The 15,943-nt window shown below is 40.4% G+C and carries 9 protein-coding genes and 1 pseudogene; 3 read left to right on the top strand and 7 right to left on the bottom strand.

Annotated features, from left to right (window positions below):
* Nucleotides 1-264 precede the first annotated feature (264 nt).
* Genes glpA through glpC form a run of 3 tightly spaced genes read left to right on the top strand, consistent with a single transcriptional unit; the run spans nucleotide 265 to nucleotide 4,425 of the window.
* Nucleotides 265-1,914: an anaerobic glycerol-3-phosphate dehydrogenase subunit A gene (glpA, locus tag AC6IB1_RS09020; RefSeq protein WP_497568740.1), complete on the top strand. Its 1,650-nt coding sequence runs from the start codon at nucleotides 265-267 to the stop codon at nucleotides 1,912-1,914.
* The gene (glpB, locus tag AC6IB1_RS09015; RefSeq protein ID WP_497568739.1) at nucleotides 1,901-3,211 is read left to right on the top strand and encodes a glycerol-3-phosphate dehydrogenase subunit GlpB; all 1,311 of its coding nucleotides are present in this window, start codon (nucleotides 1,901-1,903) and stop codon (nucleotides 3,209-3,211) included. The genes glpA and glpB overlap by 14 nt, the downstream gene beginning before the upstream one ends.
* On the top strand, nucleotides 3,208-4,425 hold the full coding sequence (glpC, locus tag AC6IB1_RS09010; protein WP_497568738.1) for an anaerobic glycerol-3-phosphate dehydrogenase subunit GlpC: 1,218 nt from the start codon (nucleotides 3,208-3,210) through the stop codon (nucleotides 4,423-4,425). Before glpB ends, glpC begins: the two co-directional genes overlap by 4 nt.
* Before the next feature lie 108 nt (nucleotides 4,426-4,533).
* Here the strand turns inward: glpC and AC6IB1_RS09005 are convergent, their stop codons facing one another.
* The 7 genes and pseudogenes from AC6IB1_RS09005 to AC6IB1_RS08975 all read right to left on the bottom strand — a co-directional run bounded on the left by AC6IB1_RS09005 (nucleotide 4,534) and on the right by AC6IB1_RS08975 (nucleotide 15,942).
* Nucleotides 4,534-5,481, bottom strand: a complete 948-nt coding sequence (locus AC6IB1_RS09005; protein WP_497568737.1) for a glycosyltransferase family 2 protein — start codon at nucleotides 5,479-5,481, stop codon at nucleotides 4,534-4,536.
* 20 nt (nucleotides 5,482-5,501) lie between these two features.
* Nucleotides 5,502-6,299: a glycosyltransferase family 2 protein gene (locus AC6IB1_RS09000; RefSeq protein ID WP_497568736.1), complete on the bottom strand. Its 798-nt coding sequence runs from the start codon at nucleotides 6,297-6,299 to the stop codon at nucleotides 5,502-5,504.
* Between the two features lie 51 nt (nucleotides 6,300-6,350).
* Complete coding sequence (locus AC6IB1_RS08995; RefSeq protein ID WP_497568735.1) at nucleotides 6,351-7,673, bottom strand: hypothetical protein; 1,323 nt, start codon at nucleotides 7,671-7,673, stop codon at nucleotides 6,351-6,353.
* Between the two features lie 7 nt (nucleotides 7,674-7,680).
* A complete protein-coding gene (locus tag AC6IB1_RS08990) occupies nucleotides 7,681-9,429 on the bottom strand; it encodes a glycosyltransferase (protein WP_497568734.1) in 1,749 nt (582 codons plus the stop codon).
* Nucleotides 9,430-9,437: 8 nt separating this feature from the next.
* Nucleotides 9,438-10,444: pseudogene (locus AC6IB1_RS08985) on the bottom strand (IS630 family transposase).
* Between the two features lie 258 nt (nucleotides 10,445-10,702).
* Nucleotides 10,703-11,536 (bottom strand): sulfotransferase family 2 domain-containing protein, encoded by an 834-nt coding sequence (locus tag AC6IB1_RS08980; RefSeq protein ID WP_497568733.1) that lies wholly within the window; start codon nucleotides 11,534-11,536, stop codon nucleotides 10,703-10,705.
* Nucleotides 11,537-11,565: 29 nt separating this feature from the next.
* Complete coding sequence (locus tag AC6IB1_RS08975) at nucleotides 11,566-15,942, bottom strand: glycosyltransferase (RefSeq protein ID WP_497568732.1); 4,377 nt, start codon at nucleotides 15,940-15,942, stop codon at nucleotides 11,566-11,568.
* Between the last annotated feature and the right edge of the window lies 1 nt (nucleotide 15,943).

Genomic DNA, 15,943 nt, shown 5'->3' with positions numbered 1-15,943 from the left:
GTTATCCATGTCAACTATTAAATAGACTTCTATTAGGTTAAATGACTAATTATAAGTTTAAACAAAACATTAATGCCCAAATAATTTACATTTACCAAACAAAGAGCTCACAATACTGTTCGACTAAAAGATAGTTTAAAAGAACTAAAAAGGCAGAAATCTTTAATGCATTATCGCTCGTTCGCTCATTTGTGTGAGTGAATTCATATCAAAACGAAAATGACAATGCCAAAATAAATCCATCAGTTATATGAGGATTTGGGCATGGCACATTTTGAGACGGATGTCGTTATCATTGGTGGGGGTGCGACGGGCACGTCTATCTTGCGCGACTGTGCGCTTCGAGGAATCAATGCGATATTGCTGGAACAGGATGATCTGGCATCCGGCACCACGGGGCGAAACCATGGTTTGCTTCATTCAGGTGCCCGTTACGCTGTCACTGACAGCCACTCCGCCAAAGAATGCATTCAAGAAAACCGGATTTTGAAACGCATTGCCAGACACTGTGTGGAAGAAACCGACGGCCTTTATCTGACACTGCCGGAAGATGACATCAACTTTCAGCCGACATTTATTGATGCGTGCCATAAAGCCGGGATCGATGCCCAGCGCCTGACACGCGAGGAAGCGCTGCGAATTGAGCCCAATGCCAACCCTTCCTTATTAGGCGCTGTACGTGTACCGGACGGTACGCTCGATCCGTTCCGCTTGTGTTCTTCCAATATCCTTGATGCTAAAGAGTTAGGGGGGAAAGTATTTACCCACACTAAAGTGACAGGTTTGATCCGAGAACAGGATCAGATCATTGGCGTGCATTGCTACAATTCCCGCCAGCGTCAGCCTTTTGATATTTATGCCCATCAGGTGGTAAACGCGGCCGGTATCTGGGGCCAGGGCATTGCGGAATATGCCGATTTACGGATCAAAATGTTCCCGGCCAAAGGTTCGTTGCTGATCCTGGATTACCGCATTAACAATGTGGTGCTTAACCGCTGCCGTCCCCCTTCTGACGCCGACATTCTGGTGCCCGGAGACACGATTTCGTTGATTGGCACCACGTCCAAACATATCGATTACAGCGAAATAAACGATTTACATGTCACCAGCGATGAAGTCGATATCCTGCTCGAAGAAGGCACCAAGCTGGCACCGATTATGGCGAATAGCCGGATCCTGCGGGCCTATGCGGGAGTGCGCCCACTGGTTGCTGTCAATGATGATGGCAGTGGTAGAGATATCAGTCGTGGCATCGTGCTATTGGATCACCAAGAACGTGATGGTCTGGACGGGTTTATCACCATTACCGGCGGCAAGCTGATGACCTGCCGCCTGATGGCGGAATGGACAACTGATCTGGTCGCGAAGAAACTTGGAAATACTACTCCGTGCACCACGCATACTCGGTTGTTGCCGGGGGCAGCCACACCACCGAAATCTGCAAAGAAAACCGCAAGTTTAGCCAAACCGGTTTACGAAAGTGCGGTGTATCGTCATGGCGAACGCGCAGCGGCTTTTCTTGGTAACAGTAAAGACAGCGACACCATTATCTGTGAATGTGAAATGGTGACCGCCGGTGAAATTCATTACGCCATCCAGACATTGGATGTTCACAACCTGATTGACTTGCGCCGCCGCACCCGCCTGGGAATGGGCCCATGCCAGGGGGAGCTGTGTGCATACCGCGCAGCCAGTCTGTTCCAACAATACTCAGATGCCAATGCGGCGCACCTGCTGGTCGAATTCCTTGAAGAGCGTTGGAAAGGGGCAAAGCCCATTTTATGGGGTGATGCATTGCGTGAATCTGAATACAGCTATTGGATTTATGAAGCACTGATGGGCAGTAATGAGCTACCGGAAAAACGACAGCAACACACTGAAAAAAGAGCGGAGGATGCCAATGCTAACGTTTGACACCATTGTGATTGGAGGTGGTTTAGCGGGTTACTGTGCCGCCATTAAAAGCGCCCAACAAGGCCGGAAAACAGCCCTGATCAGCCAAGGTGAAGGAAGCCTGCACTTTGCTTCAGGTTCGATTGATGTGTTGGCAAAAGATCCGCAAACACACGCGCCTGTCAGATATCCATTGAATGCCATTTCCCAACTGCCGGCTGGCCATGCTCACCCTTACCGAAAAGTGGGCGTTGAGCACACGCAGGCATCACTGGCTTGGTTCAATGCCTTAATGCAGGCACAGGGCATTTATTTCCACCAGTTGGATGATTTGCAAAATCACTGGCGTATCACCCCCTTTGGCACACTCAAAGCGACCTGGTTATCACAGGTATTCAGCCTGTTGCTGGATGATCAACAACCGCATGGATTTGAGCGCGTAATCGTTGCCGGTATCGAAGGCTTCCGTGATTTTCAGGCCAATGTCGCCGCAGAAAATATTGCACAGCTACCACAATTTGTCGGTGTTCCTGTTAAGCCAGTTTCCATCGTTTTGCCCGAGTCCAATGACGATAGAATGCGTGCCAAACGCGCCATTGACTATGCAAGGGCGCTGCGTGAACCATCGCTTTACAACGCGCTGCGCGACCAACTTACCCGTTACGCGACTCCCCGGGATCTGGTGATACTGCCTTGTGTATTCGGTAATGGTGACGGGCAAGAATATATGGCCCGCCTGCAAAAAGAAACTCACCTGAATTTTCATGAAGTCCCGACGATGCCGCCTTCCCTGCTTGGGATTCGTATCTCCGATGCCTTGCACCGAGCGTTTGCCCAGGCGGGGGGCACCGTCCTCAAAGGCGACTGCGTAACAAGCGCCAGCATGAAAACGCATAACAAAGTTTGGCATGTTGAAGGTATCCACACACAAAAAATGGGAGACGTGCCTTTAAGAGCCGCCGAATTTGTGCTCGCCAGCGGCAGCTTTTTCAGCCACGGCTTGGTTTCCACACAAGAGCGTATATTTGAGCCTGTGTTTGGATTGGACGTTATCGCCCCTTCTCATCGGGATGACAGATACAGCGCAGGCTTTTTGGATGCCCATCCTTACATCAGCAGTGGCGTGGTGACAGACGACAGGCTCCACCCTTCTATTCAAGGCATAACCGTATCGAACTTACGTTGTGTGGGGAGTGTGTTGGGTGGGTTTGACCCGGTGAAAGAAGGCTGTGGCGGCGGCGTTTCAATTGCAACCGGCTATGCCGCTGCAATATGGCAAAAAGAAAATATGGATACAAAGCAAGAGGCAACAGCATGAACACAGCGCAACATTCCCAACGAGAAACCCGGTTTGAACAGTGCCTGAAATGCACGGTTTGCACTGTCTACTGCCCTGTTGCCAAAGCCAATCCACTCTACCCTGGCCCTAAACAGTGCGGGCCAGACGGTGAACGGCTTCGCCTGAAAGATGCAACCTATTACGATGATGCCCTGAAAATGTGCACCAACTGCAAGCGCTGCGAAACGGCTTGTCCTTCCGGTGTCAATATCGGCGACATTATTGCCTTAGCGCGCAAAAACCATGAAAAAGCCCCCGTCAATCCTAAACGGCTGCGTGACTATGTATTGAGCCATACGGATTTATTTGGATCGCTGTCTGCCCCGCTGGCACCTGTGGTGAACACCTTAACAGCGATAAAACCGGTCAAAAAGTTAATGCACCATACGGTAGGTATTGATGAACACAAATCGCTGCCGACATACAGCCGTACCACCTTCCGAAAATGGTTCGATTCACAAAAAGAGACACAAAACCAGTTCGCAGAACAGGTTTGCTTCTTCCATGGTTGTTACGTGAACTACAACAATCCCCAACAGGGCAAGGATTTGGTCAAGGTGCTCAACGCGATGGGGATTGGCGTGCAATTGCTGGATAAAGAGCGGTGCTGTGGTGTCCCATTAATCGCCAACGGCTTTTTCAAAAAAGCAAAGAAAAATGCCGAAATCAATATGGATGAGATACGCCAACTGCCTCAGTCCATGCCGGTGCTTTCTACTTCGTCGACTTGCGCGCTTACGCTCAAGCAAGAGTATCCCCATGTGCTTGACGTCGACAACAGTGCTGTCGCCGACCAGATCTATTATGTCACCCGTTTCTTACTCAAACGCATCATGGAAGGCAAAACGCTCAAGCTGAAATCGACACCGTTGCGTGTGCTCTACCACACCCCTTGCCACCTGGAGCGAAGCGGGAACGTCATTTTCACGTTAGAGCTGCTCAAGCTGATCCCGGATTTAGAATTGGTGGTGTTGGATAGTCAGTGTTGCGGCAGTGCCGGCACGTACGGATTTAAAACCGAGAACTACGACACCTCAATCAAAATCGGGCAGGCCCTGTTTGACCAAATCCGGACGCAACAGGCTGATTTTATTGTCACTGACTGCGAAACCTGCAAATGGCAACTGGATGAAAACACCCAACTTGAAGCCATCCACCCCATCACCCTTTTGGCAAAGGCTTTAGCAGATTAAGCGGCAAGTAGAGCCCAAAAAGCAGGCAAGAGCAGAGCATACGTAATCAAGTATCAGCCAAAATCGGCTTGGGGCATGTTCATGCTCTTGCCCTATAAACCGGCGTGACTAGCCAGAAAAAAACAGGCAATACAATGCCATCGCAAGACTTCCTTGAAAGGAACTTCTCCGTAACTCACCAAATAATGCGGAATAAGTATTGAGAAGACGCGAACGCGTTACCTGTTGACTGAGCGCTGCCACTGCAGGATATTGGCTCGCCAAATAAGGATAGCGGGCAGACAGTGCCCCCGCTTGTTTTACACTGTTGCCTGCATTTTGCCTGAAGCGATAAATTCGCTTAAACAGCCCAAGAGGATTCTTGTCCCCAGTCCCTATGGCGTTGGTTTCATGTTGCCGGTAAAGCATCAATGCTTGATCGACAAAGGTCAGTTTACCTTCTGTTTTTGCAACCAGAGCAAACCACCAGTCATGCATACACGCCTCGTTGGGGATGGGTAATGCTTTTTGCAACAATGCCCGGTTTGCCATCATGGTACAGCCCGAGACGACATTCTGCTTAACCAGATTATTCATATCGGCGTGCCAGTTTTTGGGGATTTTTTTAGCTGTAAAGTACGAGTCACAAATAGTATTCAGTGAAGCATCTACAATCTTCAAATCAGAAAAAACCAGATGTGGCAAAGTGGTGTCATGATTTATCATGCTATCAAATGTGACGGATATTTTATTTTCCAGCCATACATCATCTTGGTCACAGAACATAATAAAATTCGCCTGGCTAATATATGCCCCGCGAGCAAAGTTTTTTATTGCCCCCAATGAAGAATTTTCATTGACATAAATACGGATTTTACTGTCATTGATGGCTAACCGTTTTACGATAGATACGGTATTATCACTGGAACCGTCATCCACCACGATAACACTGTTTACAAGAAACTGATAACCGTAATTACGTTGTACCGATTTTATTTGTTCTTCAATATACTTTTCACCATTATATGTTGCTAACACAATATCAATACAATGATGATAGATAGCAGTAAATAACATGATTATCGTTCTAAAAGCCTTTATTTTAAGACTGTTAATGATGAACGTTTAGGTTGACATGACTCTCCTCGAAAGAAAACATATTTCACTACACCAGAGACATGCCAAAAGAAGTATTTTGATAAAAATTTCCTACTGTCTCGACTGCGCGTATGAACAACCCGGCTGTTCAATATCACTTTCACTTTTATTCCACGCAATGATGCTCTACGGCAGAAGTCAACATCTTCACAATACATATAGTAGGTTTCATCAAGGCCATTCATTTTGAGAAAATTATTTACAGATACAGCAAGGAATGCACCACTGGTCCAAAACACGCCGTCTTCAGGCAAGCTATTCTCTTCTCGAAAAATAATGGTTTTGTTTTTATTTAACAGGTAAGAGGAGAGAAAATCGTAAAATGTTGGATATCGTCTTACATTATGATCTTGACGGGTAAAACTTTCATCCAAAAATAAATTAACCGTAACAACATTGTTGAAAAAGAGTTCTCTTTTATTGGAAAAAACCTTAAATGCCTGCCTTGACAAAATAATATCAGGATTGACTAACAAGAAAATATCATTCTTTTTTCTTTTAATTTTATCCATGTAATAGAGAAAATTCAGATTATTATTCTCTGCAAACCCTCTCTCTTTATTATTAGCAATATAATGGACACCAAGATCGTCACAGTAATTTTTAAGTAAGGAAGAAGGGACATTATCACGACAAATCACAACCACATTATTCAACGATGACAACATTCTAAGTGTGCCAAAGTTGATAATCATTTCTTCATGTTCATGAGATACTACTGAAACAACAAATCGCATATATCATCCTAAATCGCCTTTTTATTATAAATAATTGGGTGAAACCGTCGCTCAGTAGTTATTTCTTTTTAATCCGCTCCTTGCTGCATTAATGTGCTGCAACGCAATTAACTGCCTTGGATTCAGTTGCAATGCTTGGGTCAGTAATCGCTCCGCGTATTGATACTCGCCATTTTGTAATGCGAACTCCCCCATGCTGGCTAAAAGGTGGGGAGGATGAACATCAGCCCCGACCCTTGTTCGCTGCTTAAATGTAGCAAGGCTTTTATTACAAATCGGTGCGCAGTTTATTGCTGTTCTCTCTTCTTCGTCCTCATTTTTCCACCATTTATCATCCCTATTCCTTAATGGCACAGATAAAGCCGCCCAAAATGCAGGGTTGTCGAGGTAGAAATAACGGTGCTTATCCACAATTTTGCAGATTTTCCCAAACAGCACACTGTCGTTTTCCTCAAGCCAATGAGCGACAGACAACAACTCCTGCGGGCTTGCATCCTGATTTTTGTATGCCTTTAGTGGTCTGTCTTTTAGTACTTCCAGCAAAGGCGCCAAACTTTCCATTTGTCGATTTTTAATAAACGTCTCAAGGTGTTTTATATGGGCGATGTTAGCCGATGTTTGCGCCTTTTCAGGAATCACTGAAATACATACATCTGATGCTGGGCGTTTTTGTAACTGACGGTGTAGCGCCAGCTCCAAATGCTGGATCGGAAAATAGTTAAGCAGGCGTTTAAACTCACGGGTAGCGTAGTCATAGCTTGGGTTCACCACCCTGGCACAGTCTATGGTTTCATCCTCAAGCAACGCAAATTCTGGCGCAATCAAGAACAGCAGGTCAGAGACAATCGAACCACCATAAAACAGTCCTCTGCCATAAGAGCGCAATTGGAGGTTGATGCCCTTGCAATCATCCATCACCCGCGCAAAAGCATCTATCGCCGGAAATGAAGCAAGGGAGGCATGGAATGGTAAGTAATGGCTGTGAAGCTTCACCCTTTGATTGTAATCCGATTCATGGAGATCTAACGGATCACGAATAAATCCTACGTAACATGCTTTTGGTAATTGCGTAAAGAGCGGCCTCAGCATTGTAAAAAAGTATTCTGACGATAATAAAAGGGTATGAGCTTCACTCTGTTCAAATTCATTCAGTAAGCGCGTTAATTTCTTTTCATTTAACGTGCGGGAGCCGTTCTGATTATGGTTTGCAATGGTATCAATATTGCCTGAACTGATACCGTTCGTATCGACGGTGTGTTCCGGATAGAAAATGCCGTGTTGAAATAAGATCTTATGATGACTGTTAAGCCAGACCTGCAACGCAGAGCTGCCGGTTTTTCCTGGCCCAACATGAATGACCACATTTTTATTCATACTGCCCCTAACGGTAAGAAAAATCTTCGCGATCCAAGGTCAGCCATTGGCTGTAGTTCGGATCATTGAGTAAAGACTCCCCCCACTTTTGTTTCATGTAGGCGATTTCGCGTTGAAAGCGGGCTATTTTCTCTGGGCTGTTTTCTGCTCCCCGGCTAACACTTTCGTGGTGTACCAGCGTCGCATAAGGTGTCCAGAGGTTACGATACCCGGCGTCACGCACTCTCAGGCAAAAATCCACGTCATTAAATGCAATGGCTAAATCTTTCTCATTCAGTCCTCCCATCTGTTCAAACACGCTTTTACGCACTGCCAGGCAAGCTCCCGTCACAGCACTCAAATTCTGAACAATCTGTAGGCGTTTAAAATAACCAGGATGATCGCCAGGGAAATATTTATGTGAATGACCAGCCACACCACCAAGACCAGTAATGACACCTGCATGCTGTAACCTGCCATCAGGGTAATAAAGCTTTGCCCCCACACAACCAATATCTGGTCGGATAGTATGAGAGACCATTTCCCTTAACCAATCAGGGTTGATGGCTTCCACATCATTATTTAGCAAGAGCAACACATCGCCTTTCGCGTGTTTTGCCGCCATGTTGTTAATGGCAGAATAATTAAACGGCGCATCAAACGTGAGCAGTCGCACCTTGCCTGCCAGTTCCAATTGTTTAAACAGCACCTTTGACTCACTGCAATCACTTTGGTTATCCACCAATAACACTTCAAAATGGGGATAGTCATTTTTCTCATAAAGAGAGGTCACACACCTTTCCACTAACGCTTTGCCATTCCGGGTGGGTATGATGATTGAAACCAAGGGCGCCTTTGCAGGAATGGGCCAACGGGCACGATATGTATTTGGCAGTTTGCCAAGTTCGACTGTCACACCTTTAGGGCCGAGATGATCTTGCAACGCCCTTAAGCCCGCATCCTGCGCATACCCTTTTTCAGATTCTGCAAATGCCGTCGAACCCGGCACAGCCCGCCAGTGATAAAGCACATAGGGAATATGTACTACTTCTTCGGGTTTACAGTGTTCAAGACAACGAAGCAGTAAATCATAGTCCTGACTGCCTTCATAGCCTTCACGGAAACCGCCGACGTTTTCCACTAACTCGCGTTGATACACCCCTAAGTGAGACATGTAGTTATGTGAATACAGCAGATCAGGGTTAAAAGCTGGTTTAAAGTGAGGAGTATGGTGATTACCTTTCGCATCTATTTTGTCTTCATCGCTGTAGAGCACACGGGCATTTGGATTCTGCTCAAGATAATAGGCCACACATTTTAATGCCTCAGGGTGAAGCGTATCATCCTGATCAAGCAGTAATACGTAATCACCTTTTGCAAACTCTAACCCGGTATTTGATGCTTTTGATATGTGCCCATTTTTTTGTTGGGTAACAATATTAATCTTGGGGTTATCATTGAACGCTATCAGAAAATCACTCAACGCTTGGCAATTTGAAGCATCATCAACGATGATAAGTTGCCAGTGTTCATAAGTTTGATCCATGACTGAATCAAGCATTGATTTAAAAACAACCAGATCGGGTTTGTATGTTGGGATGATTATTGAAAATAGAGTTGTATAGGTGCTTACCTTAAGATTATTATCAATTCTCTCACATTGAGAATTCAAGTATATTTTTTCTTTGAGATATGGATATAATGGAGACGATAAAAGAAATCCCTTATAAAAAGCTTTAATTACATTTATTTTCTTTAGTCTATCTTTTAATGTCATATACCCATTCAACTTGAAGATGCAGGATTGAGCACTTGAAAATTATCATTTATACGAGACGCTAAAGAGCCTGCGATTTGTGGAAGGATCACAGTGAAAAATCGGCCAATAGCCGCTTCAAAATCCCGTTTACTTTTGAAGTAGACATTGTTCCTTACCTGCTCGTTCATCACTTTCCAAAGCCGTTCTATCGGATTGAGGTTGGGACGATATTCAGCACAAAGGCGGCGTCTTTTACTAAGTCGCTTCGGTGATACCCTGCACCATCCAGAATGAGGTGGAGCTTATGCGTCAGTGGGTAGCTTTCTCTCAGCTTGCACAAAAACCTAACGATGTTTTCGCTGTTGATGCTCTCGTAATTATCGATAACAGTGCGGCCAATCTCAGAGAGATTTAATGCCCCCACAATGTTGAGGCGACTGCGGCTTCCCGTGGTTTCAATCGCTTTGTCCTGCCCAGTACGTATCCAGCCATGAGAGAGTTTGGTGGCCTGAGTGGGATGAACCGCATCCATGAACAGGATAGTTTCCTCTTTGCCGTAGCTGGACTTAAGTGCCTTGTAGGCTTCGACAAATTCTTGCTGTTTAGCCTCATCAAACCTGTGAGGGACACCTTTAGGCTTTTTATAGCTAAAACCGTGGTGATGCAGCCACTTGTTCATGCCAGCGACGGTATAGCAGACGCCGAATTGCGCCAGAACATAGGCAACAATCTGGTGAGTATGGTGATAGGTCACCTCTGTTAAGTGCTCGATGAGCGCCATCGTCTGTGAAGCCGATAAGCCACTGCTGGACCCACCATTTTCAGGTTTGAGTTTCTCGGACTGCGCGTAATCGTGAAGGTGACGGAGAACGGTGGTTTCGTGAATACGCAAGGCTTGAGAAATCATGGCAGTACTCCAACCTTCAGAAGCAAGCAGTACCGCTTTAATACGGTCACGCACTCGACCATCACGCGTTTTATCGTGCTGGTTTTCGAGTTCATGTTTTTGCTTGTAGGTCAGAGTCACTTTCATGGGGCGTAGCATGATCCTCATACCGATGAAAATCAAGCATCTTCAATGATCACGGGTATATGGTTTTTCCTCAAAATTTATTTATTATTGTTATATAAATTACTTGGTATTTTATCTAGGACCTAGGAATAGATATCTCACCAATACTTATGACATTGACTTACGAATATAAAATGACACACTAAATTTATAACAAACAACACTTTAAAACAAAAATACAAATGCTATTTTTCAGATAAAAACATTCATGGAAATTCATTATTTGAATAACAATCTTTCTAAGTTATATTTAATATCGTTGATAACAGGGCCATTAGGCCTTAATTTTGAAGCTATAGAAATCAGTTTCCATGCCAAATATGGTCTCTCTTTTTCTAAAACAGTAGCTGCATCACGACAAACATCTACAAGACTTTCATTTTTACATACATTCATTTTTAATATATCATCTGGAATATTTTTTAATTGCATAATTGGATTTCTATCAAAGAAAAAAAAGGGAGATTCAGAGTAACCAAAAGCATTAAAATCACATTGATAAATGTCAATGATTTTATTAACTATTTCATTATCTTTTAATAATATATGCTTTTGCATCTCGGCATTAGTTTTATGTGGTGTTTTATTTAGTAAAATAATACCAAAGGTTAACAAAAAACTTTCTACAGAATCCATATCCTCTATATACCCAATAAAAGAAGGTGTAATGCCATGAAAATTATAGATCTGAGGTCTAAAGTGTTTATCTGCATTTTTAATTGGATGGTGATATAATATATCTATAAATTCACTAAATGAGATGTCATATTTACAAACAATACCAATTGATTCACAGAATCTCTCCCATACAACTAAATCATTTTTACTCTTAACCTTATCTAAATATGCAGAAATAATTCTAGTAAATGGATTTCTAACAACTGTAAAAATAGGTGCAGATGTATCATAATATGGTGGGAAATTATTTATGTTATGTACATTCTCAACTTTACCACCCAATAAAGAATTCTGAATAGTTGTACAAGCAACTTTAGGATTTAGAAGATATGCTATACCATTATTTTCCTTATATTTTATAAAATCATTTAACATTTAAATTCTCAAATAATATTAATAGCGGATTATTTACTAAAAAAATCATTAAAATAAATAATGTTTTCACTAATAGAAGAAGAATACTCACCAACACCAGAAGCTAAAACATCCACTCCAACTGCTTGGCACTCTATATATTTTACATTTGACTTCGAATGATTAAATATATTATCAGCCAACGGAACCAACATTAAATGATGTTTGGCAATAAAATCTAGCATAGAGTTATACGGGAGCAATGGGTAGCAACTAACATTTGGCAATGCTAAAATCCTTCCAGACACTGGCGTAGATCCCAACAATGACAAAAGTATTTTAGGGTTATCTACTAATAGATGATATAAATCATTCTCAATAATTGAAAAATCTTCCTTGTGTGAAAAAGTTCCAGACGAATAAATCAATTTTAATCGCTCTCCTTTATTCAAAACCTTATCTTTATATTTTCTAATGCTAACTTTATTATGTACAACCTCGCAAAATAAACCATAAGTATTTTCTATATATTCCTTTAATGCCTGTGTAGATACTATACAGCGATCTGTTTGTAACATAAATGATTCATAAGACTTAGCTATAAGCATTGCTTCCTGCTTATCCCATTCCCCTCCCCTTACTGAGCCAATTAAACTGACATGTTCTGGAAATACCAAGTCGTCAATTTCAAAAATACATTCAATTTTATATTTTCTCGCCAAATCAAAAAAATCATTCACGTTACCTTGTGCTGAAAAGCAACGTTGAAAAATAACTTTATCTACTTTATTTAAATAGACTTTGAATTTAAAAATATCAGTTTTGGCATGTAAAACAACTGCATTATGACCGTCACTCTGTAACTTTTCTGCATAGTTTAATGCTCTATAACGCGTAGAGCCATTATTTAAACCAGCACTTGTAACAATCAATGTTATATTATCATTTTTATTTGTTACATATTCAATAGGTTCAAAGTATTCATCCATAGGTTTAGGAATATAATCAATAAAATCATCTTTTTTTAGTAGATCTTGATAGGTTATAAATTCGTGATGACCTCCAACACGAATTTCAAAATTAGTTAGCTCTGAAATTGCTAACTTGTCATCTGTTTCTACCAACGATTTAAAAAGATAGTATACATAATCTTGTGATGTTTGCTCTGGAAGCACCCTCCCTACCTCATTAGATAAATATTCGAAATAAAACTCAGCCCCCATATGTATTTTTTGTGCAACTTGAAACTCTTTTGTAAAAGGAACTGTTAACGTTTTAAAATCAACTCTGGCTTTACCATCGGAAATATCAATGTAAGATGCAGAAGCCTCTGGTGATGAAAAAAGAAGCTCAAAAAGAGTTACATTATCGTCAATAAATCTAGCATATTTCACCGGCTCTCCAAAATTATAAATCAATGACGATTGATTTATAGATTTATTAGTTTTCTCTCTTGAACCGAAATAGCTACCTATTATTTTAGTTTTTGATTTATATTTTTTTAAGAATGATACAAGTCGGGATTGAATATTTAAAAACCATCCAACATCTACGATAATTACTTGACTTTCATTTAAAATACCATATTGTTCAAGATATAAAATCAATCCTTCACGGTACTTTTTATTTTGTTCAAAAATTTGATTGGACAGCTCCTCAAATAGCATTGAAAATTTTGGAAGATCATCCTCTTTAGGTATAAATTCTAATGACCCAAAATATCTACATACATTTTCAATAATTTTATCATTTGATTTGTCAAGGCCAGCTTTTTCTATAAAATATGAGATGGGTTTTTCTGCAAGATGTAATCCTTCACTCAAAAAATACAAATCACTTGAACTCAGTGGATTTGACATTGTAGCTGGTATAACAGTAGCACGAGACAAATTCAAATATAAGGTTTCATAATGTCCTTCTTTTATCTCATTTGAGTATATCATATCGAATGCTTTTTTTATTATACGACCATCCCTAGCCATAAATATGATTTTCTTCACTTTTTCTTTATCTGCCAATCTTTTAGTATGTATCGCCATTTGAGCTGCTAGCGGGCCTGTTACCTCCATACCTAGTTTAATGAAAAAATCATTACTCAACTCCGAATTTTTCAAAACCCACTTTCTAGTTGCTTGCTTTGAAAAGCAATTCCAAATTCTTCCTACCTGAGACAAATTACATTCTTTTTCATCTGGGATGATGATATTATTCGCCGATGATTCATATATAGGATTAAAACGTATGGCCGTAATGCCTAGCCTACGAGCCCATTTAATATCTCCACACCAGCTATCACCTATGTGAACAATCTCTTCAGGGCTCACATCAAAATTTCTAGCTGATAAAATAACCTCTTCAAATAATCGACCTGTATCTTTTTTATTCCCTCGTTCAGATGAAAGAAAAAGTTCATCCCACTTATAATAACCATTATCATTCAATATATAAGCTATGGTTTCCTTATCCAGATACATATCGCTAGTAATATATATAATTTTCCCTAAGGATAATGCATATTGATACAATTCATAACCGACATATTGTACCTCACAAGCATTAATCTCTGTATCTTTCTCTATTCTTGAATTACTATAAATAGACATTGATTCATATATTTCATCAATATTAACATCATCACGCTTACCATTGTATGATTTTAATACATTTCCAGCAGCTTTCACTCTCTCTTTAAAAAAAGAAAACATTTCAGTTTCATTAACTGTATGGTTATATTCTATTACATCAAATATAGTTTCAGGTTTTGATACTTTTCTAGTTACTAATGTATCAAAAATATCAAAAGAAACTATTTTCGCCTTCTCAATTATTGCCTTATAAACTTCAATTTCTGAAGAACCAGAAACTAGAGATAATTTAGGGAACAGTTCTAAAATTTTTGGCGCTAAAAATGATACATAATGCCTATCTATTACTTTCTGTTTTGCTTTTTTACCTAAAGTTTTGAGTCTATTTTCAGATGAGATTAACTTCATTACAGCATCACTCATAGCATCTAAATTCAAGTACTCTACAACCTGGCCTGCATCTTCTTCAACAAAACTAAACATATCACCAGCACGTTCATCAAAGCAAACTATTGGCAGTTGATGTTCTGCTGCCTCTATACATACTAATGGATATGGATCTTCTCTGGATGGGAGTAAGAAAAGATCAGCATAATGAAAGTAATCTCTTGGATTTGATTTTACTCCTAGATATTTAACAATATCTGAAACACCACATTCATTTATGATCATATTTGCATTTAAGTCCTTACCAGCATCAGAGCCAATCCAATGCATTTCTACATTTTTACATCCTTTTGCTTTTATTTTTTTAGCAACATCACAAAAAATATCAAAACCTTTTCTTTTTTCTACGGCACCACATCCGAAGATGACTTTTTTATTATTAGACTTTCTAATTTTCATTTTCCTTTGGTACGGTGCAATAAATGGTTTGATGTGATGAATATCAACACCATTTATTTTATTTTCAATTGCTTTGGTGCTGCCTGACGATACGGATATATATTTCCTACAAATTCCACTCAATATCTTTACTTCATCATCAAACATATTAAACACATTTTCCATCTCATGAACATGTGTAATAAACTCCGCATGTAAGAAACTCAAGGAGTTGGCATAACGAGCTGCCACAATAGTATTAACATATATTAGTTGAACATTATTCCCACAAAAATCTCGAATATCTTTTTCTGTATGAGGTTTATCGAAAAAAAATGTAGGTGCTATATTTTTGAATTTATTATTCCATGGACCAGAAGACCCAACTATAATCGAAAAGTTGATATTTGTATTCTCTTTAATCCAATCCATTAGAGTCAGTAAAACTGCAGGAGCTCCACTGCCTGACGCTTCATGAGAAACAAATATTATTGTTGGAAAATTAGTTTCACTTGAAGTTCTTTCAATATATTTAACATTACATTTTCTTTTCTCAAGGTGACCATATTCTATCCAGTGTTCCAGAGGATTCATGCCAGAATTTCTAACATCGTCGTATTTATTCAAATAATAATTTGTATTAAATTTTAAGCTAGGGTTACGACCTTCTAACCATCCGTATTGAATAAAATGAGATAATGGCTCATGTCCTGACTCATATACATCAGGATATTCACTGAGGTAATAGTCTATATCAAAATATGGGGATGGTTGACGCCTTTCTTTCCAACCATATGATAGATAGTGCTCTAAAGCATCTATACCTGAATCTTGAACATCTTTATTGTTTGACAAATAAAATTTTTCGTCAAATATTTTAAATTTATAGTAATCATTAATTACACTTTTCGACATCTTATCATGTTTGTTTTTTTTAAAAAAATCTTTTATGATTATTCTTTTAATAAACCAATTTATTATATTTTTGTGTGGATGTTTTTTTTCGATAATGTCCATT

The organism is Grimontia sp. THUN1695 (genome assembly GCF_059704325.2).
The sequence above is the reverse complement of the archived record's forward strand: the minus strand, read 5'-3'. Positions and strand labels throughout refer to the sequence as shown.